The organism is Mesorhizobium sp. M1C.F.Ca.ET.210.01.1.1, from assembly GCF_004791585.1.
Taxonomy (GTDB): Bacteria; Pseudomonadota; Alphaproteobacteria; order Rhizobiales; family Rhizobiaceae; genus Mesorhizobium.
Map to the genome: position 1 here is coordinate 1 of NZ_SRUU01000008.1, position 23,510 is coordinate 23,510.

Sequence of the window (23,510 nt, forward strand, 5' to 3'; positions counted from 1 at the left end):
CTGAAGCTGGAGGACATCAACAAGGGCTTCGACCTCATGCATGAGGGCAAATCGATCCGCAGCGTCGTGGTTTACTGAGGAAGCCGCAGGCCGCGGGCAATCCGCGACCCCTGCGGTCAAACATGGATCGCCACCTGGACGGCGAAGAAGTCGGGCGTCCTGGCGGCCTGACAAGTCCTGCGATTTCTGCCATGGGGCGGGCTGCCACGCCGGCCCCATGTTCGCCTGGAGAGACGATGCCCGCACCCATCATCTACGTCGATGCCGACGCCTGCCCCGTCAAGGCCGAGGTCGAGAAGGTGGCCGAGCGCCATGGCGTCGTGGTCACTTACGTCTCCAATGGCGGGCTGCGGCCGTCGCGCGATCCGATGATCCGCAATGTCGTCGTCTCCAAGAGCGCGGATGCCGCGGACGACTGGATCGTCGAGAATGCCAGGGCCAACGACGTCGTGGTGACGGCCGACATCCCGCTCGCCGCGCGCACGGTGGCGCTCGGCGCGCATGTGCTGGGACCCACCGGCCGCCCGTTCACAACCGAAACCATCGGCATGGCGGTGGCGATGCGCGATCTCAAGCAGCATCTGCGCGAGACCGGCGAGAGCCGCGGCTTCAACGCTGCCTTCACGCCCCAGGATAGATCGCGCTTTCTCGGCGAGCTTGACCGCATCTTGCGACGGGCGCTCAAATCCGTCACACCGGACTGATCCAACGCCTGTCAGAGGCCGGCCATGGGTGACGATACATTCCCCGACACGCCGATGCATCGGCACATGCAGTTCGCCTTGGCCGCAGCCTTTGGCGTCGTCGCGCTGCTTCTGGCGCTGCTCTTGCGTCTGCCGCTCCCCTACTCGATCGGCGCCAACGTGTTCTTCGCCACCTTCATCATTCTGGTGCTTGCCTTGATGCCGAGGCTTACCGGCCGCTATCTCAGCAAGAACGCGCGGGCCACCGACCTGCCGGTGTTGCTGATCTTCGCCGTCACCCTCTTCGTTGTCGGCATCGCCATCGGCTCGCTGTTTCAACTCATCAACCAGAAGGACAGCTCGCATCCGCTGGAGATTCTGTTCGCGATGCTGTCGATTCCGCTTGGCTGGTTCACCATCCATGCAATGGCGGCGCTGCACTATGCGCATGTCTACTGGATGGATGGCGTCGAGATCGACGAGAAAACCAACAACAAGATGCCGGTCGGCGGCCTTGCCTTTCCCGGCGACAAGAGACCGGAAGGCTGGGACTTCCTCTATTTCGCGACCGTCATCGGCATGACCGCGCAGACGGCTGATACCGCAATCACCACCTCGCGCATGCGCCAGGTCGTGCTCGTCCATTCGGTCCTGACGTTTTTCTTCAACACGGCGATCGTTGCCGCGGCGGTCAATCTCGCGGTCAGCCTGGGCGCCCCGTAATAAATCCGTGATCGATGAAACATCAGCTTGTGCCGCGACGTATTGGGGGAAAGACAATGATCTGAAAGAGCCGCACCGGATGGCGCGGCTGGAGGACGACGATGGATTCTGCTGCAACGAGCCAACCCGCCACCGCGGCTGACGCGAGGGATGCGACGCTGATCTACCGGCAGTCGCGCTGGACGCGCCTGACTCACTGGCTGTGGGCGATCGCCCTGTTCTTCATGCTGCTTTCCGGCCTGCAGATCTTCAACGCGCGTCCACAGCTGTACGTCGGCAAGGAATCGGGTTTCGCCTACAACAACACGATCCTCCAGATCGGCGCCGAGAACACCGACAACGGCCCGCGCGGCTTTACAGAGATTTTCGGCCATCGCTTCGACACCACCGGCGTGCTCGGCTGGTCCGGGCCGCCCGGACAGGAGACGCCGCGCGCCTTCCCGGCCTGGGCGACGATCCCCTCCTACTACGACCTCGGCACAGCGCGCGTCGTGCACTTTTTCTTCGCCTGGGTGCTCTCGGCCACCTTGCTGGTCTGGCTGATCGCCGGCCTCGTCAACGGCCACATCCGCCGCGATCTGGCGCCGCGTGTCGAGGATCTGCGCAAGCTGCCGCGCGACATCGTCGACCACGCGAAGCTGAAATTTCACCACACGCGCGAATACAACACGCTGCAGAAAATGGCCTATGGCGGCGTGCTGTTCGTGCTGTTGCCGTTGATGATCGTCACCGGCCTCGCCATGTCGCCGAGTATGGATTCGGTGGTTCCTTGGCTCAACGAAATCCTGGGCGGCCGGCAGACGGCGCGCACCATCCACTTCACGGTCATGGTGCTGCTCGTTCTGTTCTTCGTCATCCACATGCTGATGATCCTCGCCGCCGGCCCGATCAATGAGCTGCGCTCGATCATCACCGGCTGGTACCGCACCGACCCGCCCGCGAAGCATGATGAGCCGGCAGAGAGGAGCGCCTGACATGGCAAAATTTCAGATCAATCGCCGGAAATTCCTGACCTCAGCCAGCCTCGGCCTGTCCGGCATCGCGCTGTCGGGCTGCGATGCCTTCGACAGCGGCCTTGGCATCGGTGGGGGCTTGCGCAGCTTCCTCGAAAACGCCAACGGCCTGACCTGGCGCGCGCAGCGCCTGCTTGCCGGCCGGGACGCATTGGCGCCGGAATTCACCGAAGCCGACATCCGCCAGCCGCAGCGGCCGAATGGCGTCACCGCACCCGACGACGACACCTACAAGGGTCTTCTCGCCAACAATTTCGCCGACTGGCGGCTGGAAGTCACCGGGCTTGTCGAAAAGCCGCTGTCGCTCACCCGCGAGCAGCTCCAGAACATGCCGAGCCGCACCCAGATCACGCGCCACGACTGCGTCGAGGGGTGGAGCTGCATCGCCAAATGGACCGGCACGCCGCTGTCGCTGGTGCTCGACCAGGCCGTGGTCAAGCCGCAAGCGCGCTATGTCATGTTCCACTGCCTCGACACGATCGAGCAGAGCCTGTCCGGCAACATCAAATATTACGGCACCATCGACCTGATCGATGCGCGCCACCCGCAGACGATCCTGGCCTACGGCCTCAACGGCAAGCCCTTGCCGATCGAGAACGGCGCGCCGCTGCGGGTGCGAGTCGAGCGCCAGCTCGGCTACAAGATGCCGAAATATCTTTACAAGATCGAGCTGGTCGACAGCTTCGCCAATGTCGGTGGCGGCCGCGGCGGCTATTGGGAAGACAATGGCTACGACTGGTATGGCGGGATTTGATGGCCCCTCGCCTGCAGGCCGAGCACGATCTTGCGCCGGCCGAGCTCGACGCCATCGAGGAACACCTCAATAGCGACAACCGGCTTCTCACCGGCCGCGATGACGACCGGGGTCTCGTCTTTGCGCTGCGCGATGAGTCCGGCCGTGCCGTCGGCGTTGCCGCCGGCTATTCCTGGGCGGGGATCGCCGAGCTCAAACTGATGTGGGTCGAGGAATCCCATCGGCGCCGAGGCCATGCAAAGGCGTTGTTGGATGCCTTCGTTGCCGAGGCAGCCGCTCGAGGCGCGCGACGGATTTGGGTTTCGACGCACGACTTTCAGGCGCCGGGCCTGTACGAAAATGCTGGCTTCGAGCGTATGGCCGAATTCGCCGGATGGCCCGAAGGCCATTCCAGCATCATCCTTTGCAAGACGATGGCTCGCCGATAGGTGGCGGCCGGAATGTCTGGCTTCAGCAGGCAGACCTTGGCGGCGCGATCATTCGTCCGAACGGCGCGATTGGCAAAAGACTTGTCGGGAAAATGTCGCTGGGAGGTGACAAGGTGTCGCCGACGGGCTATGGAAGGCGCGTCGAGGACTCAACCTTGAGTCCTACCTGTTTGCGGGAGAGAGCAGCGAGAGCTGCCGCCGAAGGGGAAATCGCCCGAAATCTCTCAGGCAAAAGAACCGTGGACGGGAAAGACAACTCTGGAAAGTCGGGATTCGTCCCGCGCCGAAGGTGTAAGCGCTGCCGACAGAGTTCCGGGGCGCGAGTCTCTCAGGCTTCAGACAGAGGGGCACGGACTGGACCGCCAATGGCGGTCGATTGCGTGCGACTCTGGAGAAGACATGACGGGCGAAGACACCAAGCACCTACCCCTCGAGGATCTGCATAACGCGGCAGGCGCACGCTTTGGAGCGTTCGCCGGCTGGTCGATGCCGCTGACTTATCCGGCGGGCGTGATGAAGGAGCACCTTCACACGCGCGAGCATGCCGGGCTGTTCGACATCTCGCATATGCAGCTGTTCGAGGTCAGCGGTCCGGGCGCTGCGGCGCTCGTCAACCGCGCCTGCCCGCTCGATGCCGGCGCGCTGGAAATCTCGCAGTCCAAATATACGTTCTTCCTCAATGAGGCGGCCGGCATCATCGACGACCTGATCGTGACGAGGCTCGGCGACAGCCGCTTCATGGTGGTCGCCAATGCCGGCAACGCGGTCGAGGACGAAAAGCACCTGCGCGCGCTGGCTGCCGATTTCGATGCCAAGACCGAACCGCTCGGCCGTGTCTTCCTGGCGATCCAGGGACCGGACGCCTGGGCCGCGCTCGCGAGGGCCGGCATCGAAACCGGCTCGCTGCTGTTCATGCACGGCGTCGAGCCCCGGCAAGACTGGTTCATGAGCCGCTCCGGCTACACCGGCGAGGACGGTTTCGAGATCGGCTTGCCGGAAGCGGATGCCCGCGATCTCGTCGCCAGGCTCTTGCAGGACGAGCGCGTGCAATGGATCGGCCTTGCCGCCCGCGACAGCCTGCGGTTGGAAGCCGGGCTTTGCCTGCATGGTCAGGACCTGACGCCCGAGATCGACCCGGCGAGCGCCGGTTTGATGTGGGCGATCTCCAAGGAGGTCCGCGCTTCCGGTCATTTCATCGGCGCCGACGCACTGCGCTCGATCCTGGAGCGTGGCCCGTCGCAGAAGCGCGTCGGCCTGAAGCCCGATGGCCGGCAGCCGGTGCGCGCAGGTGCTGCGCTGGTCGATACCGACGGCAATCCGGCAGGCCACGTCACCTCGGGCGGCTTCGGCCCCTCGACGGGCCACCCGGTCGCCATGGGCTACGTCAACACCGCGCTGGCCAAGCCCGGCGCCAGATTGTTCGCCGACGTCCGCGGGACGAAAATCCCGGTCGACGTCATTTCGCTCCCCTTCACGCCACATCGCTACCGCAAAGGATGAATTCCCGATGGCAAAGACCTATTTCACTGAAGACCATGAATGGCTGCGCGTCGAAGGCGGCGTCGCCACCGTCGGCATCACTGATTACGCGCAGGAGCAGCTCGGCGATCTGGTCTTCGTCGAGCTGCCGGAAATCGGCCGCAAGCTCGCCAAGGGCGACACGGCCGTGGTCGTCGAATCCGTCAAGGCGGCTTCCGATGTCTACGCGCCGGTCGACGGCGAGATCACCGAAGCCAACACGTCGCTGTCGTCCGACCCCTCGCTGGTCAATTCGGCGGCGACCGGCGACGGCTGGCTCTGGAAAATGAAGCTTGCCGACGAAGGCCAGCTCGCCAGCCTCATGGATGAGGCCGCTTACAAAGCCCATATCGGCTGATACCAGGATTTCAGAAATGACCGCAGCACCTGTTCCTTTCTCAGCCCGCCATATCGGCCCTGGCATCAACGACGTTAGGGCTATGCTCGCCGTGATCGGCGTTCCATCCGTCGAGACGCTGATCAGCCAGGCCGTTCCGAGATCGATCCGGCTCGACCAGCCGCTCGCCTTGCCGGGCGCGGCCAGCGAAGCGGAAGCACTGGCCGAATTGTCGGCGATGATGGCGAAGAACACGGTACTGAAGAGCTTCATCGGCGCCGGTTACCACGGTGTCTTTGTGCCGCCGGTCATCCAGCGCAACATGTTCGAGAACCCGGCCTGGTACACGGCCTATACGCCCTACCAGGCCGAGATCAGCCAGGGCCGGCTGGAGATGCTGTTCAATTTCCAGACCCTGGTGACGGAACTGACCGGCCTACCGGTGGCGTCCGCCTCGCTGCTTGACGAGGCCACCGCCGTCGCCGAAGCCGTGGGGATCGCGCTGCGCCATCATCGCGACAAGCGCACCAAGGTGGCGCTCGCCGGCACGCCGCATCCACAGACGCTCGACGTCGTGCGTACCCGCGCCGAGCCGCTCGGCATCGAGGTCGACGGCGAGGTGATCGACGACAACACCGCCGCCCTGCTCGTCTCCTGGCCGGACACCTTCGGCGTCTATGGCGACCACAAGGCGGCGATCGAGAAGGCCCGCGCCACCGGCGCGCTGGTCGTCTTCATCGCCGATCCGCTTGCGCTCACGCTGACGGATGCGCCGGCGAAGCTTGGCGCCGACATCGCCGTCGGCCCGATGCAGCGCTTCGGCGTGCCGATGGGCTTTGGCGGCCCGCATGCCGCCTATTGCGCCGTCTCCGACAAGCTGACCCGTTTGATGCCCGGCCGCCTCGTCGGCCAGTCGACGGACACCATGGGCCGCCCGGGCTACCGGCTGGCGCTGCAGACGCGCGAGCAGCATATCCGCCGCGACAAGGCGACCTCCAACATCTGCACCGCGCAGGCGCTGCTCGCCAACATGGCGACCGCCTATGCGATCTGGCACGGTCCCGCTGGGCTGCAGTCGATTGCCGGGCGTATCCATAGCCTTGCCAATCGTCTTGCCGCAGGCCTCAAGACGGCGGGCGTTCCGGTGCTCGGCACAAGCCGTTTCGACACGGTGACGGCCGAAGCGAAAGGCAAGGCCGGCGCGATCGCCGCCGCTGCCGAAAAGACCGGCCGGCTGTTGCGCGTCATCGATGCCGACCGCGTCAGCATCGCCTTCGACGAGACCTCGACCGAAGCCGACCTCGAAGCGATCGCGGCCCTATTCGGCGCCAAGCCTGACGCGGCTGATGCCGGCTCCATGCCGGGTGGGCCGCGCGGCAAGGAGTTCCTCACCCAACCGGTCTTCCACGAGAACCACTCCGAGACCGACATGATGCGCTTCCTGCGCCGGCTGGCCGACAAGGACCTGGCGCTCGACCGCGCCATGATCCCGCTCGGCTCCTGCACGATGAAGCTCAACGCCGCCGCTGAGATGATGCCGGTGAGCTGGCCGAACGTCGCAAACCTGCATCCTTTCGCGCCGGCTGGCCACTCGGCGGGCTACCGTGCCATGGCCGGCGACCTTGAGGCCTGGCTGTCGGAGATCACCGGTTTCGACGCGGTCAGCCTGCAGCCCAATGCCGGCAGCCAGGGCGAATATGCCGGCCTGCTCGCCATTCGCGCCTATCACCGTTCGCGCGGCGAAGGCCATCGCACCGTCTGCCTGATCCCGTCTTCCGCGCATGGCACCAATCCGGCAAGCGCGGCCATGGCTGGGATGACCGTGGTCGTCGTGCGCTGCAGCGAGGACGGCAATATCGACATGGACGATATGAGGGCCAAGGCCAACGAGCACTCCAAGAATCTCGCGGCGCTGATGTTCACCTACCCCTCGACGCATGGCGTCTACGAGGAAGGCGCGCGTCATCTCTGCGCCCTTATCCATGAGCATGGCGGCCAGGTCTATTTCGACGGCGCCAACCTCAACGCCCTGGTCGGCCTGGCCCGCCCCGGTGACATCGGCGCCGATGTCTGCCACATGAACCTGCACAAGACCTTCTGCATCCCGCATGGCGGCGGCGGCCCGGGCGTCGGCCCGATCGGCGTCAGGGCGCATCTGAAGCCCTATCTGCCGGGCCATGTCACTGAGGGCTCTGCGCATGCCGTCGCGGCCGCCCCCTTCGGCAGCGCTTCCATCCTGCCGATCACCTGGATGTACATCCGCATGATGGGCGGCGCGGGGCTGAAGCAGGCGACGGAAACGGCGATCGTTTCCGCCAACTACGTGTCGACGCGGCTCGCGCCGCACTTCCCACTCCTCTACAAGGGCAGGCATGACCGTATCGCCCATGAGTGCATCCTCGACACGCGCGTGCTGAAGGAGAGCGCCGGCATCAGCGTCGACGATATCGCCAAGCGCCTGATCGACTACGGCTTCCATGCGCCGACCATGTCGTTCCCGGTTGCCGGCACGCTGATGGTCGAGCCGACCGAGTCCGAGCCGAAGCGCGAGCTCGACCGTTTCTGCGAGGCGATGATTGCGATCGCCGGCGAGGCGGCGAAGGTGGCGAAGGGCGAATGGCCGTTGGCGGACAATCCGCTGGTCAACGCCCCGCATACCGCCGCCGAGGCTCTGGCCGGCACATGGACCCATCCCTATTCGCGGCTCGATGCGGCCTATCCGGCGGGTGATGCCGATCTGTCGGCGAAGTACTGGCCGCCGGTCTCTCGCATCGACAACGTCGCCGGGGATCGCAATCTGGTCTGCTCCTGCCCGCCGCTGTCGGAATATCTGGGCGCCGCGGAGTAACCGAAGCGGATTTCAGGCGGAACGCAAGGCCGGCCCGGGATCGGGCTGGCCGGTTTTCTCCTGGACGACGACGCGATTCCTGCCGCCGCGCTTGGCGGCGTAGAGCGCGGCATCGGCTTCGGCCAGCACCTCGTCCAGGGTCCGGCCATCGGCGGCGCCAAATCCCATGCCGCCGCTGACGCTGCTGCGCAGCGGGCCGCGATGGGTCGCAACGATTTCCGTGCCGAAGGCGACGCCGATCCTGCTTGCCGTGTCATGCGCCTTTTCCGGCGTCATGCGCGACATGACGAGCGCGAATTCCTCGCCGCCCAGCCGAAAGGCGTCGACCCCGGTCCGGCCGTATTTCCTGATCACCGCCGCGAAGCGGCAAAGCACCTGATCGCCGACAGGGTGGCCGAAGACATCGTTGGTCGTCTTGAAATGGTCGAGATCGAACATCGCGACCGCCATGAACGGACCGAAGCTGCGATCGCCGTAAAGCTCGTTGAGCGCTCTGCGGTTCATCAGGCCGGTCAACGGATCGGTCATCGTCTCGGCCTTGAGCTCGATCTGCGCCTGCAGATGGTGCAGCGAAAGCGTCAGCGCGCCGAGGCCGGTCATGCAGGCGACCGCGACGACGGAGTTCAGCCGCTCCGCCCAGTTGTCGGGTGCGCCGCCGAGAACCCATTGCCCCTGCGTCAGCAGCACCAGGCCGCATAGCGCGAAGGACAAGCCGCAGGCTCCACTCAGGAACGAGACGACGAGCAGGATCCGGCGATCATGATCGCCCTTCATCCAGAACATCGTTCCGATCGCCACGAGCAGCGCCGTCACAGCCGCGTAAGTGATCTGGAAGCCGATGCCGTCGAACCCAAGATAGGTGAAAGCGGCGCAGGCGGTCATGGCTGCCAGCGTCGGCACGATGGCGCGACGGTAGTGGCGGAAACCGAGATACTGCATGGCCGACAGGCAGATGACCAGAAAGCCGAGGCTGAGCAGCGCAAGCACGATCTGGCAGAGCCAGGGGTCGGCATCCTTGGTGTAGCGCCAGAACAGGACGACATGGGCAACGAGCACGAGAATGCCGCAGGCGATCATGGGCACGAAATGCGCCCGGGGCGCGGTGAACCAGATGGCAAACAGCGTGATGCTGAGGCACGTGCCCGATAGCGCCGCCGCGAGCAGGAGCGAACTGAAATCCAACATTGGTGAGCGGCAAGCCTCTTGGGATTGTCGGTTGCGCTGCATTCTAGGTTAACGGCGGCCCGCCGATACCATTTTCAGCTAACCTTTCGACCCAACCTTCGGACAAGGTTTACAAAGCATCCACTACTTCACAGGACGACCGCGAAGACTGAGGACGTTCTGATTTATATTGAAACAGTTCTATTTCCACAATCGGAAGACGGCGCTCCGTCGTGCCTCGGCAAGCCGGACGACAAGCCCGTAATCGGCCAACGGGCGAACTTGCCTTGTTTCGGAGACGCGTTCTAATGCAGTTCGCCGTTTCGAGGAAGCGCCGAACTGCTCTAACTATTTGTTTCTACACAATTCCGTTCGGAAAACCGTTACGCACTTTTCCAGGAATTGCCCTAGCTCTTGTCGAGCAGCGCCAGGTTGGCATTGACCACGGTCTGGTCGGCCATGCCTGCCTTGGCTTCGAGCAGCAGGACCCGTGCCTTCTTCTTGTTGCCGCGCAGGAGCTGCGAATAGCCCATGTTGTTGACGATCTGCGGCTTGCGCCCGGCGACCCTCAGCAACTGGGCATAGGCGCGGTCGGCGAAGTCGAAGCGACCGAGCTCGTCATAGGAGGCGGCGAGCCCCATCCAGGCTTCCGCGTCGTCGGCCTTGAGCTCCACCGCTTTACGGAAATGCTGTTCGGCAAGCCCGAAATTCGCCTCGCGGAACTGCGCCTTGCCCTCCGCCAGGTCGCTGGCGCTGACATCCTTGGCCTTCGGCTGGATCGCGGTGGTCTTGGTCGTGTCGACGCTTGTGTTCGTCGTGCAGCCGGTGATCATCAAGACGGCCGCCAACGCTGCCGCCGCCGTGGGAAGTCCGTGACGCATGCCCCTGCCCCATCGCCCGATTTGCCGGGTCGTTCTTCAGCAATGACCATACAGGACAGCGATTAAGCTTCGGTGCCGAAATGCGCCTAAATTTCGGTTGCGCGCAAAGGATGCGTTAACCAGCACCACCCCTGAGATCTGCCCGGACTCAGGTCAGGCCGAGCCGAAAATGGTGGATTTCGAGAACCGGAGCGGAGCGTACTTAAGGTAGGTGAGCACCGGAGGCGCAGAAAGCCGCCATTTGCAGGCCGGCCTCACCTGAATCCCTAGTGCGACGTCAGCTTCACGACGATCGGAATGATGGCTACCATCAGCACCACCGGCAGGATGCACACCGTCACTGGCACCGACATCTTGGCCGGCAAGGCATGCGCCTTCTCCTCGGCAAGCGACATACGCTTGTGGCGCATTTCATCGGAAAAGACGCGCAGCGCGCCCGACAGGCTGGTGCCGAGTTCCTTGGATTGCTGCAGCAGGGTCGCGAAGGAGCGGACCTCGTCGAGGCTGAGGCGGTCGGCGAGCGCCTTCAGCGCATCGTCGAGGCTGCGGCCGGCCCTGAGCTCGAGCGACACGAGCTGCAGGTTCAGGCTGAGCGACGGATAGGTCTTTGCCAGTTCCTTCGAGACGCGCTCGATGCCGGCCTCCATGCTCATGCCGGCGTCGGAGCAGACGATCATCAGATCCATGAAGTCGGGAAAGCCGTTGCGGTATTCGCGCATCTTTTCCCGTACCTTCTGCGTCAGCACCAGGCCCGGCAGGAAATAGCCGGCCGCTCCTGACAGGATAATGAAGGTCCAGCGGCTGGTCATGGTCGACTCCGCGCTGGCCGCCCAATGGTTGACGAGGAACGCGCCAAGCGCTCCGCCGACCAGCGCGGCAAAGCGGATCAGGAAGAACATGCCGACGGCACGCGGTTCCATGTAGCCGGCCTGGATGAGCTTCATGCGCAACCGCGCGACGTTCTCCGGATCGCTCTTGGCGTAGAATTCCTGCGCCCGCCTCACCGCCTTCTCGCGTACGGCGCTGGTGTTCTTCCTAGGCGCCGGCTCCGCCTGCTCGACCGGCTGCGCCACCTCGACCTTCAGCCGGCGTTTGACCTCATTGCGATCGCCCTTGGCGACGACCAACGGCCAGGCCATCGCGCCCCCGCCCAGTACTAGCAAAAGCACCGCCGCCGGCAACGGCGAGGTCGGCGCGAACGAGGCGAGGAAGCGGATGATGTCTTCCATCTCAGAACCTGAAATTCGACATCTTGAACATGATGGCGTTGCCGAGCAGCAGCCACAGGATGGAGCCGCCCAGCATGTACCAGGTCTTCGGTATCCCCCACACGTCCCGGTAGAACTGCGGCATCAGCACCATGATGGCGGTGAACAGAAGCACCGGCACGGCGGTCAGGATATAGGCCGACATGCGGCCTTCGGTCGAAATGGCGCGCACCTTGCGTCGCAGCTTGCCGCGCTCGCGGATCGTCGACGACAGCCCGTCCAGGATCTCGCGCAGATTGCCGCCGGAGCTGCTCTGGATCGATACTGCGGTGACGAACAGCGGCAGGTCTTCGTGGCCCACCCGGTCGAACAGGTTGTTGAGCGCCGAAACCAGGTCCGAGCCATAGGTCACCTCGTCGGCGACGACGCCGAACTCGGTGCCGATCGGATCGGCCATCTCACGCGCCACCATCGAGATCGCCACCGGTACCGGGTGGCCGGCCTTGAGGCCGCGCGTGATCAGCTCCAGCGCCTCCGGCAGCTGCATGCCGAAGCGCTTGTGCCGGCGCTTGCGCAGGAAACGCATCGCCATCACCGGCAACACCGGCAGCAGCACGACGAACAGCACCAGGCCGAACAGCAAAGGCAGGCCATACCAGATGGCGAGAAGCGCCAGCGTGAAAGCCACCCCCGACGTGATCGTGAGGAACCTTGGCAGCGGCGTGATCATGCCGGACTGCGTGCGCAGGGCGCGAAAGCGATCGAGGGAAAACAGGGACCTGCCGCCGTCGACGCCGCGCTCCTTGCGCAGTTGGATCAGCACCTGCTCCTGGCTGATCTTGTTCTCCGCCAGCTTCATGCGGCGGTTGATCGCCATGCGCTTGTCGCTGCGGCCGGCATAGAGCAGGTAGCAGCCTTCGGCGATCATGATGCCGGTGAGCGCCGCCGCCGCGTAGACGGCGTAGATCGGGCCGAACCCCTCGAGCACCGGCTACTCCTGCGGCCGACCGGGTTCGAAATACTTGCCCGGAAATTCGATGCCCATGTTGCGCAGGTCCTCGAGGAAGCGCGGACGGATGCCCGTGGCCTCGAAATGACCGATGATCCTGCCGTCGGCTTCCATGCCGGTGCGCACGAAGCGGAAGATCTCCTGCATCTGGATGACGTCGCCTTCCATGCCCGTCACCTCGGCGACGCTGGTCACCTTGCGCTTGCCGTCGGACAGGCGCGTCAATTGCACGATGATGTCGAGGGCGCTGGCGATCTGGCTGCGGATCGACTGCACCGTCATCGGCATGCCGGTCATGCCGAGCATCTGCTCGAGGCGCGAGATAGCGTCGCGCGGCGTGTTGGCGTGGATGGTGGCCATCGAGCCTTCATGGCCGGTGTTCATCGCCTGCAGCATGTCGAAGGCCTCTTCGCCGCGGCACTCGCCGAGGATGACGCGGTCCGGCCGCATGCGCAGCGCGTTCTTGACCAGGTCGCGCTGCTTAAGCTCGCCATGGCCCTCGATATTGGCCGGGCGCGTTTCCATGCGCGCGACATGCGGCTGCTGCAGTTGCAGTTCGGCGGCGTCCTCGATGGTGATCAGGCGCTCGTCTTCCGGGATGAAGGCCGACAGCGCGTTGAGCATCGTCGTCTTGCCGGTGCCGGTGCCGCCGGAGATGATGGTGGTCTTGCGGGCATGCACGGCTGCGGCCAGCACCTCGGCCATGTTCTGGGTGATGGCGCCGAACTCGACCAGCTTGTGCAGGCCGAGCTTGTTCTTGGAGAATTTGCGGATCGACACCAGCGGCCCGTCGACACCGACCGGACGGATGGCGGCATTGAAGCGCGAGCCGTCGAGCATACGGGCGTCGACCATCGGCTGCGATTCATCAACGCGACGGCCGACAGCGGCGACGATTTTGTTAATGATTCGAAGCAGATGCGCCTCATCCTTGAACGGGATGTGGACCTGCTGCAGCTTGCCGCGCTTTTCCACGAAACAGTTCTGATGGCCGTTGATCAGGATGTCGTTGATCTCCGGATCCTTGAGCAGCGGCTCCAGCGGGCCGAGGCCGACCATCTCGTCGACAATGTCGTCGACAAGCGCGTCGAGCTCGGCGGTGTTGATCGCCATCCGCTCATGGCGCGTCTTTTCCGAGACGAACTCATGCACCTGGCGGCGCATTTCGTCCTTGGGCAGCCGCTCCAGCGCGACTAGGTTGATCTCCTCGAGCAGCATGCGGTGGATGCGCACGCGCGCGTCGAGCACCTTGTTGGCGCTCTTTGCGGGTGCCGCCTCCGGCTTTGGCGCCACCGGCTTGCGGGTCGTCGGGATGACCACGGCATGGTGCGCGACGGGCGATGGTTCGGGCGGCCGCAGCGGACGGACGTCGCGGTTCTGCAGTGTGGAGAAGCGGCTGCTCATCCTGCTTTCCTCCTCAAGAGGCCCTTGCCGAGGCCGAACAGCGACTTCGACTTGACCGTCGTCGGGACAGCCTCTTCCGGCAGGATGATCTTCTTCAGGTCGTTGACGACATTGGCGTTGGGATCGATGTCGTGCAGCGGCACGCCGCGGTCGACCGCCTCGCGCACCAGCCGATAGTTGTTGGAGATGCCGCCGACGAAATGCTCGCCGAGGATGTCCTGGACGTCGGCCTGCTTGATGCCGCTGTCGAACATCTTCTGCTCGAAGCGGTTGACGATGACGTTGGGCTTCACTTCCTTGCCGGCCGTCTCGTAGATGGCCTGGATGAGACGCTGCGTGTGGCGCAGGCAAGGCACCGTCATCTCGGCCACGATATAGAGCTTGTTGGAGCCAAGCAGCACCGTTTCGGTCCATGGGAACCAGGTGCGCGGCATGTCGATGACGACATTGTCGAAATAGGCCGACACCAGGTCGAGCATGCGCACCACGACATCGGTCTTGAACGAACGCATTTCCGAAGGGCGCGTCGGTGCCGCAAGCACGCAGAGCCCGCTCGCATGCTTGGAAAGCATGACATCCAGGAGCTGCCGGTCGAGGCGTTCAGGCTGGTTTTCGATTTCGGTGATGTCGAAGCGCGGTTCCAGGTCGAGATATTCGGCGCAGGCGCCCTGCTGGAAATTCAGGTCGACCACGCAGGTCGAGGCGCCGCGCGTAACCGAATGATGCAACTGGAAGGCGGTCTGCAGCGCGAGCGTGGTTGTACCGACGCCGCCGGCGGCCGGCATGAAAGTGTAGATCTGCGACTCGGTGTTTTCCTCCCGCCCCGGCCCCTGCAGCGCGCGGATGACGGACCGCACCAGGTCGGCGGTGGTGATCGGCTTGACCAGGAAGTCGGCGACCTTGAGCTGCACCAGGATGCGCACCGCCGCCGCATTGAATTCCTGCGTGACGACGACCACCGGAACGCGGCCTTCCAGCCGGCGCATGATGCGCTGCAGCGACTCGATCTCCTCGAGCTTGGCCGCATCCATGTCGACGATGACGGTGCCGAAATCGACTTCCAGGACCTCGCCGCGGAGCTCGTTGATGCTCTTCTCGACTGTCGATATCTCGATGACCTCGGAGGCCGCGAAGGCCGTCCGCGTGTCCTGCAAAAACGTCCTGTCGGTGGAAACGAGCAGGATCTTCCTGGTCTTGGTGCCGGATGCCATGGTCGTCAGCCCATCAGTCGGATGTTGTTGATGCTGATGTCGTTGATGCCGGCGCCGCATCGGCTTTCGCGCCGGCGGCGCTCGCCGTGGAACTCGTGCTCTGGGCCGGCACCAGAAGCCTGGTGTTCTGGACGCCATACTGCCAGGGGTCGACCATCTGCATGACAGTATTGGACGCCTGGGCGTTGCCGGCCGCCGGCGTCACGCCTTCGGTGCGCACGTAGTCGTCGCTGGTGCATCCGGACACGACACCGGCAAGCAGCAGGGCGATGCAAGAAACCAGACGCATGAGCTCAGTCCTTCGGCAGATCGAGGAAGTGGCCGGACGTCGTGGCGGCCACCGGACGCGCCGCGCTGCCGTCGGCCAGCGCCAGCGGGCGCTTGGGCGCGGAGGCGCTCATTTCCTCGGTATTGTTCAGGAAATAGTCGGCATTGCTTGGCGGCCGTGTCCCGTCCGTCGGCTCGACCATCTTCTTCGACGGGTCGACCGGCTTGACCAGGTAAGGCGTGACGATGATCACAAGGTCGGTCTCGCGGCGCTGGTAGGATTTCGAGGAGAAGAGCGGACCGAGCACCGGCAGCTTGCCGAGCCCCGGCAGGCGCGAGGTGGTGATGTCGTTCTGCGACTGCAGAAGGCCGGCGATCATGAAGCTCTGGCCGTTCTTCAGGTCGACCGAAGTCTTGGCGCGGCGCACAATGAAGGCCGGAATGGAGATGCCGCTGCTGACTTCGATTGAGGCGGAAGGATCGATCGAGGACACTTCCGGCGCGATGTCGAGGCTGACCAGCCCGTCCTTGAGCACGGTCGGGGTGAAATCCAGGCCGACGCCGTATTTCTTGTAGGTGACGCTGATCTTGCCGTTGTCCTCGGAAACCGGGATCGGGAACTCGCCGCCGGCGAGGAAGCTCGCCGTCTGGCCGGAGCGTGCGATCAGATTCGGTTCGGCCAGACGCCGGGCCAGGCCGCGTTCCTCCAGCGCCTTGATGGCAATGTCGATCGAAACCCCGTTGGACAGCAACCGGCCAATGATCTCGCCGGTGCCGGCCGCCGGCACGGTGCCGGGATCGAGGATGACGTCGCGTCCGCCCATGCCGAAGGCGAAGTTGGCGCCGTATTTGGCGCCTAGATCCTGCCCCGCCTGTCGGTTGATCTCGACGAAGCGGACGTTGAGCTGAACCTGTTGCGAGGAGGAGATGTTGACCGAATTGATCACTTCCTCATTGCCGGAGAAACGCGACGCGATCTTGCTCGCCTTCTCGGCCGCGACCGCATCGTCGGCCTCACCCGACAGCACCACGCGGCCATTGGCCGAACCGACCCTGATCTTGGCATCCGGCACGCTGGTGCGGATGGTATTGGCGAGCTGATCTGTGTCCAGCGTCACCTCGACGTCGATGGTGCCGACGAGCTGCTTGTTCTGATCGAACAGCGCAATGCCGGTCGTGCCGAGATTGTTGCCCAGCACATAGAAGGACTTGTCGGTCAGCGGGTTGACGTTGGCAATCTCCGGATCGCCGATGACGATCTGGTAGAAGGCGGCGCTCGTCATGATCGTCTTCGGCTTGCCCTTGGCGACCTTGATCGAGGCGTTCCTGGTCGCCGAGACGTAAACGACGTCGTTATTTGCCTGGGCCGGCGCCCCAAAGGCAAGCATTCCGGCGGCTGCCAGGAAGGCGCCCGCCGCCATTGCACGCAGAAGGCGCAGCCCTCTCGTTGTCCGTTCTTTACTCAACACAGGCATTGTCCCGTCCCCGGCCGGTCCCCACCGGCTATTGTTCTTGTTCCTTGGAAGGAACGACGTCTCCCTCGCCTGGCTTGGAAGGAACCTTGTATTCCTCCACCTTTTCGCCGCGCGACACGATCACCGTCTTGAATTTTGGCTCTTCCGGCCCCTTCGCCACCGCATTGACCAGCGAGGCGGCGCTTGCCTCTGCGCTCGCGGCGACCGAACCGCCGAAGGATGAGATGGTGGTGAGCCCATTGCCGCCGGCGCTGGCATCGGCGGCGGACCGCAGGGACAGCGACAAGGTGCCGACGGTGCGGGCAAGCGCGACTTTCTGCGCCCCTTCGTTCGTCACCTCGAGGGTCACCGAATTGGCGATCTGCGGCTCGGTCTTGCGCTCGTCGGCGCCCTGGCCGACCGAAAGCACCTTGGCATCGGACACCACGATCTCAGACGTGACCGTCGAGCCGGACGCCCCTTGAGCGTTCTTGGCCACCTCCTGGATTTCGCCGGCATCGCGCGTCAGCACGACGTCGACCCGATCGCCGGGTGTGATGAAGCCGCCGACGCCGGCGATCTCGTCGGTGCGGATGGTGACGGCGCGCATGCCTGGCGACAGCATATTGGAAAGTGTCGCGCGGCCGTTCGGCCCTGACAGCTTGGTAAGCAGCACCGGCTCGTTGACTTCGATCGGCGACAGCACCACCCGGCTGCCTTCGGCAAGCAGCTTGTCGATGGTCGGGAAAGCCCCTTGCGGCAGCGAATCCTGCGGCCATGGAATTTCGGTGAGTTGCGACCGGTCGAGTTGCACGCCGTAGCGCAGTGGCGCTTGAGCCACCACGATGGTCTTGAACTCGACCTTGGGCTCTTGCGGCGGCGCAACGATCGACGCCACCTTCTGCTCGGATTCGGCCTTCGCCTGGCTTTTGACCCAGAAATCCGCGGCAAAGATCGAGATCGCGCCGAAAACGGCGGCGATGCCGATCATGGTTATGGCCCTGCCTCTCACGCCGAAACCCCTGATGCCCCGTGGTCTTTTGTTTGTTGCCGCCCAGGCTAGGCGTCATTGTTAAAGAATCAGGAATCCAACGGCATGGAGACCGCCCTATTTCCGGCGGCTTGGTTATCGAATGGTTTTAGAATAAGAGAGACTTTGATCCCTGAACGGAACAGGAACCTCGTTCGCCCGCCAAAAGCGTGGCAGTATCGAGGAGTGATTCGCAGTACCGGACTTAATGACCAGCATGGACGACACCAGCGATCTTTTCGGCAACCATGACAAGCAGCAGCCCCAGCAGGGGCGCGCGTCCTCGCGCCCGGCTGATCCGGTGGTTCAGGCCGCCAAGCGCTCGGCCGCCGCCCGTGACGGCAGCGAGGGCTACAGCGCCGCCGATATCGAGGTGCTGGAGGGGCTGGAACCGGTGCGGCGCCGTCCAGGCATGTATATCGGCGGCACCGACGACAAGGCGATGCATCACCTGTTCGCCGAGGTCATCGACAACTCGATGGACGAGGCGGTCGCCGGCCATGCGACCTTCATCGACGTCGAGCTTTCTGCCGACGGCTTCCTGACCGTGACCGACAACGGCCGCGGCATTCCGATCGATCCGCATCCGAAATTCAAGAAGCCGGCGCTCGAAGTCATCATGACGACGCTGCATTCGGGCGGCAAGTTCGATAGCAAGGTCTACGAGACCTCGGGCGGCCTGCACGGCGTCGGCGTCTCCGTCGTCAACGCGCTCTCCGACCATCTCGAGGTCGAAGTCGCGCGCGGCCGTCAGCTCTACCGCCAGCGTTTTTCCCGCGGCATCCCGGTCAGCGGGCTTGAGCATCTCGGCGAGGTCCACAACCGTCGCGGCACCAGGACCCGCTTCCATCCCGACGAGCAGATCTTCGGCAAGGGCGCCGCCTTCGAGCCGGCGCGGCTCTACCGCATGACACGCTCGAAAGCCTATCTGTTCGGTGGCGTCGAGATCCGCTGGACCTGCGATCCGTCGCTGATCAAGGAGAAGGACCAGACCCCGGCCAAGGCCGAATTCCATTTCCCGGGCGGCCTGAAGGATTATCTCAAGGCGACGCTCGGCGACGAATTCCAGGTCACCCGCGAGGTTTTCGCCGGCAAAAGCGACAAGCAGGGCGGCCACGGCTCGCTCGAATGGGCGGTCACCTGGTTCGGCGGCGACGGTTTCCTCAATTCCTACTGCAACACGATTCCCACCGCCGAAGGCGGCACGCATGAAGCGGGCTTTCGCAATGTTTTGACGCGCGGCCTTCGCGCCTACGCCGACCTGATCGGCAATAAGCGCGCCTCGGTCATCACCACCGAGGACGTGATGATCTCGGCCGCCGGCATGCTGTCGGTGTTCATCCGCGAGCCGGAATTCGTCGGCCAGACCAAGGACAGGCTGGCGACGATCGAGGCGATGCGCATCGTCGAGACCGCCATCCGCGATCCGTTCGACCACTGGCTGGCCGATAATCCGCAGGAAGCGTCAAAGCTCCTCGAATGGGTCATCGCGCGCGCCGACGAGCGCGTGCGCCGGCGCCAGGAAAAGGAAGTGTCGCGCAAGAGCGCCGTGCGCAAGCTGCGCCTGCCGGGCAAGCTTGCCGACTGCACGCAGAACGCCGCCGCCGGCGCCGAGCTCTTCATCGTCGAAGGCGACTCGGCCGGCGGCTCGGCCAAGCAGGCGCGCGACCGTGCCAGCCAGGCGGTGCTGCCGCTGCGCGGCAAGATCCTCAACGTCGCCAGCGCCGGCAACGACAAGCTTGCCGCCAACCAGCAGATCTCCGACCTGATCCAGGCGCTCGGCTGCGGCACGCGTTCGAAATACCGCGACGAGGATCTGCGTTACGATCGCGTGATCATCATGACCGACGCCGATGTCGACGGCGCGCATATCGCTTCGCTTTTGATCACCTTCTTCTATCAAGAGATGCCGAACCTGGTCCGCGGCGGCCATCTCTACATGGCCGTGCCGCCACTCTATTCGATCCGGCAGGGCGGCAAGGTCGCCTATGCCCGCGACGACGCGCACAAGGACGAGTTGCTGCGCACCGAGTTCACCGGGCGCGGCAAAGTCGAGATCGGCCGCTTCAAGGGCCTGGGCGAGATGATGGCCTCGCAGCTCAAGGAAACCACGATGGATCCGAGGAAGCGCACGCTGCTCAGGGTGGACGTGATCGACGCCGAGCAAGCGACCAAGGATGCTGTCGACGCGCTGATGGGCACCAAGCCGGAAGCGCGCTTCCGCTTCATTCAGGAACGCGCCGAATTCGCCGAGGCCGACGTGTTGGATATCTGAACGCGGACTGGTCCATAACAGCTCCCGCACGGAGACTTTGATGTGACCTGGACGCGGCTGAAAGAGCTTGCCGAGATACCGCTGAACGGCCTGACGCAGCCGACCCGCTCGGACTGGATCTTCGCCCTGCGCACGGTTTCGGCCGGGCTGATCGCGCTGCTTGCCGCCTACGCTCTGAAACTCGACCATCCGCAATGGGCGATGATCACGGTGTTCATCGTCGCGCAGCCGGTGGCCGGCATGGTGCTGGCGAAAGGTTTCTACCGGCTGCTCGGCACGCTGGCCGGCGGCCTTTCTGCGGTCGGCATCACATCGCTGTTTGGCACCAACCCCTGGCTCTTGGTGACAGCGTTGGCGCTTTGGATCGGTGTCTGCACCCTGGTGTCGTCGCTGCTGCGCAATCCGGAGGCCTATGGCGCGGCCCTTGCCGGCTATACGGCGATGATCATCAGCCTGCCGGCATTCGGGCAGCCGCATCTCGTCGTCGATCTCGCCGTCGCGCGCTGCGCCGAAATCGTGATTGGCATCGTCTGCGCCGGCGTCACCAGCCGGCTGATCCTGCCGAAGCTGGCCGCGGACGCGATCATTTCGAGATTGAAGCGCAGCATCCTCGATCTTGCCGAGTATGCCTCGGGCGCCTTCTCCGGCGGCGATCCGGCTGACCTTGCGGCCCTCCAGCGCAAGCTGATCACCGATGCCCAGACGCTTGCCGAGATGCGCACCTATGCGCGCCTCGAGGCGCCGAGCTTCGCCACGCGCGCCCATCCGGTGCGGCGCACGATCGGGCAGCTCCTGTGGGCGCTCTCGGCGGCGCGAGCGCTCCATACCCATGCCGCGCCGAAGAACGCGACGCTCATCCCCGTGCGCAGCGACTTGCAGGCTTTCGTGGGCGAGCTGTCGGCAACACCGGGCGCGCTCGACCACACCGGCCCTTGGGTTGCGCGGCTCGACGCGATCGCGACCAGGGCGCGGGAGGCGCCGGCTACGCCGGCCGAACCCGGCGAAGACAGGGTCGGCACCATCACCCGTCTCACCATCGCAGCCGATTTCGCGGAAGCGCTCAAGCAGGTGATGCGCGGCCTGGACGCGCTTCGCTCGCCGGTCTCCAGGCCGTCGCGTGAACGACAGCAGCCGGCGCTGGTCGTGCATCGCGACTATCACGCTGCCTGGCGCAACGCCGTGCGTGCGGCGCTCGCCACACTCCTGGTGGCGGCCTTCTGGCTGACGACCAAATGGTCGGAGACCGCGGGCACCGTCATCCTCGTCGCCGTCGTCTCCAGCCTGTTCGCCGCGCGCCCCGATCCGGTTCGGTCCGCCTGGGGCTTCTTCATCGGAACGCTGCTTGCGCTGCCTTTCGCCTTCCTCGTCGGCCAGGTCGCGCTGCCGGCCCTGCCCGGCTTTGGCTGGTTCACACTCCTTGTCGTGCCGATCATGGTTCCGGCGGCGCTCGGCATGGCCAATCCGCGGCACGTCGGCGTCGCCACCGCCTTCGCCATCAATTTCCTCGCCTTCCTCAGTCCGCACCAGCTGATGACCTACGATCCCGGCCCGTTCTTCGCCGGATCGGCGTCGATCCTGGTCGGCATCCTGATTGCCATCGGCGTCTTCATCGTCGTGCTGCCGGCCGACCCGTGGGTCACCGTCGAGCGCATCTCGCAGGCGATGCGCGAGGACCTGGCGCGCCTTTGCCTGCATGAGCGCATTCCCCGGCGTTCAGCTTTCGAAAGCCTTGCTTATGACCGCATCAACCAGTTGATGCCGCAGGTCCAGCAGACGGGCAAGAAGGGTGATCCCATCCTGGGCGGCAGCATCGCCGCCGTCACCGTCGGGCTCGAAGTGCTGCGGCTGCGCGGTGCGCAGCTCAATTCCGCGATCCCGCGCGAGACAGTGGAATCGGTCGGCAACTTCCTGCGCGGCCTGGCGCGGGAATTGCTGTTCAGGAGGCATGGCGAGCCACAGACCTCTACGATCGCCGTCGCAAGGCAATATGCGGCAGGCATTGCCGATCGCAGCGACCGGCCCGAAATGCTGCAGGTCGCGGCCTCGCTGCGCATCATCGCCGCGGCGATGGAGGATTATCCAGATTTCTTCGCCAAGGGCCGAGGCTGAAAGCTACGCCGCAGCAATCGCCAGCGCATGTCCGCGTGCGTTCTCGCGCAGCGCATCGAGATGGATCGACTTCACCAGCCCGGCGAGGTCGCCCTCGGCCGATTGGCCGCCAAGCTCCTTCAGCATCAGCCAGCTCACCTCCTGGACGCCGGCCACGCGCTTGCCGTTGGCGACCTCGCGCCAGACCTTCAGAGCGCGCAGGATGATGCCATGCGTGGCCGCCGAGAGGCCGGCGCTACCGAACAGCGCCTGCAGCGCGACGTCGTGCCCGCCGGCGAGCAGCGCCCTCACCCGTTGCTCCGACTGCTTGGCAAGCGCGACCAGCGCCGAGCCAAAGAAGTCCACCTTGCCATGCGCGATGGTGCGGATGATGAAGCCTGCGGTGAGGTCGCCGCGCAACCTCAGATGTTCGATCAGCGCGGCGTGCTCCTCGGCGCGCGTGCCCTCGATCAGCGTCACCGAGGCCTTCACGCAGGCGTCGCGCATCACGCGGTCGGCGCGGGCAGCCCCCATCAGCGCCAGCACCAGCGGTGAGCCTTTGAGCGTCTCGCCGAGCTTTACCAGGAGCATGTGCCGGCAGTCGGCGGGCAGGCGCGCATCGGCAATCAGCGCCTCGCGCACCAGCGGCAGGTGGCCGTGCCGTTCCGCCATGCGGCGGAAGCTCAGCGACGCGATATCGGCGCCGCTGTTGGCGACCAGCGTGGCGCAGGCTTCCGGTTCGCCGACCTCGGCGATGGCGGCCGCCAGCGACATCGAGACGACGGGACGGTTGGCGATCAGCTTCTGAGTGGCCTTCTGGCCGCACGCGACGCGGTCGATGAGGTCGGCATCGGTAAGCTGTGGCGAACGCGCCAGTACCAGGGCCGCCACTTCCGGCTGGTCGGAAGCCAGCGCGCTGATCACCTGCGGCGGCGCGTGGTGGCTCATCGACAGCGCTTCGGCGAGCGCCTGCCGGACCTTGGCGGAGACATCGTCGAGCAGCAGCGTCAGCGCCGCCTCGGCGGCACAGCGATCCTCGAACGGCAGGTCGGAGTTTATGTAGGCGCGCGCCAGCGCGCTCGCGGCGGCAGCACGCTCGGAAACCCTTGCCGTATCAATCCATTTTAGAAAATGCGAAACAATCATGCCGACCAGCTGCGCCCTTGCCGGAATGTTCCCCGGCCCCGTTGCGAACGGTAGGCCGGAAATGGTTTA

General features: G+C 64.7%; 20 protein-coding genes and 1 riboswitch. Of the genes, 10 read left to right on the plus strand and 10 right to left on the minus strand.

Annotation, left to right across the window (positions count from 1 at the left end; all coding sequences use genetic code 11):
• The first annotated feature begins 236 nt into the window (after positions 1 to 236).
• The 8 genes from EN853_RS10970 to gcvP all read left to right on the plus strand — a co-directional run bounded on the left by EN853_RS10970 (position 237) and on the right by gcvP (position 8,304).
• Positions 237 to 704 (plus strand): YaiI/YqxD family protein, encoded by a 468-nt coding sequence (locus EN853_RS10970; protein WP_127859988.1) that lies wholly within the window; start codon positions 237 to 239, stop codon positions 702 to 704.
• Positions 705 to 728: 24 nt separating this feature from the next.
• A complete protein-coding gene (locus EN853_RS10975) occupies positions 729 to 1,406 on the plus strand; it encodes a DUF1345 domain-containing protein (RefSeq protein WP_127859987.1) in 678 nt (225 codons plus the stop codon).
• Positions 1,407 to 1,507: 101 nt separating this feature from the next.
• Positions 1,508 to 2,380, plus strand: a complete 873-nt coding sequence (locus EN853_RS10980) for a cytochrome b/b6 domain-containing protein (protein WP_127859986.1) — start codon at positions 1,508 to 1,510, stop codon at positions 2,378 to 2,380.
• 1 nt (position 2,381) lies between these two features.
• Complete coding sequence (locus tag EN853_RS10985; RefSeq protein WP_127859985.1) at positions 2,382 to 3,173, plus strand: molybdopterin-binding protein; 792 nt, start codon at positions 2,382 to 2,384, stop codon at positions 3,171 to 3,173.
• Complete coding sequence (locus tag EN853_RS10990) at positions 3,173 to 3,601, plus strand: GNAT family N-acetyltransferase (protein WP_127859984.1); 429 nt, start codon at positions 3,173 to 3,175, stop codon at positions 3,599 to 3,601. Before EN853_RS10985 ends, EN853_RS10990 begins: the two co-directional genes overlap by 1 nt.
• Positions 3,602 to 3,764: 163 nt before the next feature.
• A riboswitch (glycine riboswitch) is annotated at positions 3,765 to 3,851 on the plus strand.
• A gap of 149 nt (positions 3,852 to 4,000) precedes the next feature.
• Positions 4,001 to 5,101, plus strand: coding sequence for a glycine cleavage system aminomethyltransferase GcvT (gene gcvT / locus EN853_RS10995; RefSeq protein WP_127859983.1), 1,101 nt, complete (start codon positions 4,001 to 4,003; stop codon positions 5,099 to 5,101).
• A gap of 7 nt (positions 5,102 to 5,108) precedes the next feature.
• Entirely contained in the window at positions 5,109 to 5,477 is a 369-nt protein-coding gene (gcvH, locus tag EN853_RS11000; RefSeq protein ID WP_127859982.1) for a glycine cleavage system protein GcvH, read from the plus strand.
• Positions 5,478 to 5,493: 16 nt separating this feature from the next.
• Positions 5,494 to 8,304 carry an aminomethyl-transferring glycine dehydrogenase gene (gene gcvP / locus EN853_RS11005; RefSeq protein WP_127859981.1) on the plus strand — a complete coding sequence of 937 codons (2,811 nt, stop codon included), beginning with the start codon at positions 5,494 to 5,496 and terminating at the stop codon, positions 8,302 to 8,304.
• Between the two features lie 12 nt (positions 8,305 to 8,316).
• On the opposite strand, the gene EN853_RS11010 is transcribed toward gcvP, so the two are convergent.
• The 9 genes from EN853_RS11010 to cpaB all read right to left on the minus strand — a co-directional run bounded on the left by EN853_RS11010 (position 8,317) and on the right by cpaB (position 17,914).
• Positions 8,317 to 9,489 (minus strand): GGDEF domain-containing protein, encoded by a 1,173-nt coding sequence (locus tag EN853_RS11010; protein ID WP_127859980.1) that lies wholly within the window; start codon positions 9,487 to 9,489, stop codon positions 8,317 to 8,319.
• A 386-nt stretch (positions 9,490 to 9,875) separates the two neighbouring features.
• Entirely contained in the window at positions 9,876 to 10,349 is a 474-nt protein-coding gene (locus tag EN853_RS11015; protein ID WP_127859979.1) for a hypothetical protein, read from the minus strand.
• Positions 10,350 to 10,615: 266 nt separating this feature from the next.
• Positions 10,616 to 11,578, minus strand: coding sequence for a type II secretion system F family protein (locus EN853_RS11020; RefSeq protein ID WP_127859978.1), 963 nt, complete (start codon positions 11,576 to 11,578; stop codon positions 10,616 to 10,618).
• 1 nt (position 11,579) lies between these two features.
• Entirely contained in the window at positions 11,580 to 12,545 is a 966-nt protein-coding gene (locus tag EN853_RS11025) for a type II secretion system F family protein (protein WP_167524440.1), read from the minus strand.
• Positions 12,546 to 12,548: 3 nt separating this feature from the next.
• Entirely contained in the window at positions 12,549 to 13,970 is a 1,422-nt protein-coding gene (locus EN853_RS11030; protein WP_127859977.1) for a CpaF family protein, read from the minus strand.
• Positions 13,967 to 15,181, minus strand: a complete 1,215-nt coding sequence (locus tag EN853_RS11035; protein WP_127859976.1) for a response regulator/pilus assembly protein — start codon at positions 15,179 to 15,181, stop codon at positions 13,967 to 13,969. The genes EN853_RS11030 and EN853_RS11035 overlap by 4 nt, the downstream gene beginning before the upstream one ends.
• A 13-nt stretch (positions 15,182 to 15,194) precedes the next feature.
• Complete coding sequence (locus EN853_RS11040) at positions 15,195 to 15,470, minus strand: hypothetical protein (protein ID WP_127859975.1); 276 nt, start codon at positions 15,468 to 15,470, stop codon at positions 15,195 to 15,197.
• 4 nt (positions 15,471 to 15,474) lie between these two features.
• The gene (locus EN853_RS11045; protein WP_245516937.1) at positions 15,475 to 16,869 is read right to left on the minus strand and encodes a type II and III secretion system protein family protein; all 1,395 of its coding nucleotides are present in this window, start codon (positions 16,867 to 16,869) and stop codon (positions 15,475 to 15,477) included.
• Positions 16,870 to 16,951: 82 nt separating this feature from the next.
• Positions 16,952 to 17,914, minus strand: coding sequence for a Flp pilus assembly protein CpaB (gene cpaB / locus EN853_RS11050; RefSeq protein WP_245516925.1), 963 nt, complete (start codon positions 17,912 to 17,914; stop codon positions 16,952 to 16,954).
• Positions 17,915 to 18,149: 235 nt separating this feature from the next.
• Between cpaB and parE the strand changes: the two genes are divergently transcribed.
• Positions 18,150 to 20,207, plus strand: coding sequence for a DNA topoisomerase IV subunit B (parE, locus tag EN853_RS11055; protein WP_127859973.1), 2,058 nt, complete (start codon positions 18,150 to 18,152; stop codon positions 20,205 to 20,207).
• Positions 20,208 to 20,249: 42 nt separating this feature from the next.
• Positions 20,250 to 22,316, plus strand: coding sequence for an FUSC family protein (locus EN853_RS11060; protein WP_127859972.1), 2,067 nt, complete (start codon positions 20,250 to 20,252; stop codon positions 22,314 to 22,316).
• Positions 22,317 to 22,319: 3 nt separating this feature from the next.
• Here the strand turns inward: EN853_RS11060 and EN853_RS11065 are convergent, their stop codons facing one another.
• Positions 22,320 to 23,441, minus strand: a complete 1,122-nt coding sequence (locus EN853_RS11065; protein WP_127859971.1) for a DUF2336 domain-containing protein — start codon at positions 23,439 to 23,441, stop codon at positions 22,320 to 22,322.
• Positions 23,442 to 23,510 lie beyond the last annotated feature (69 nt).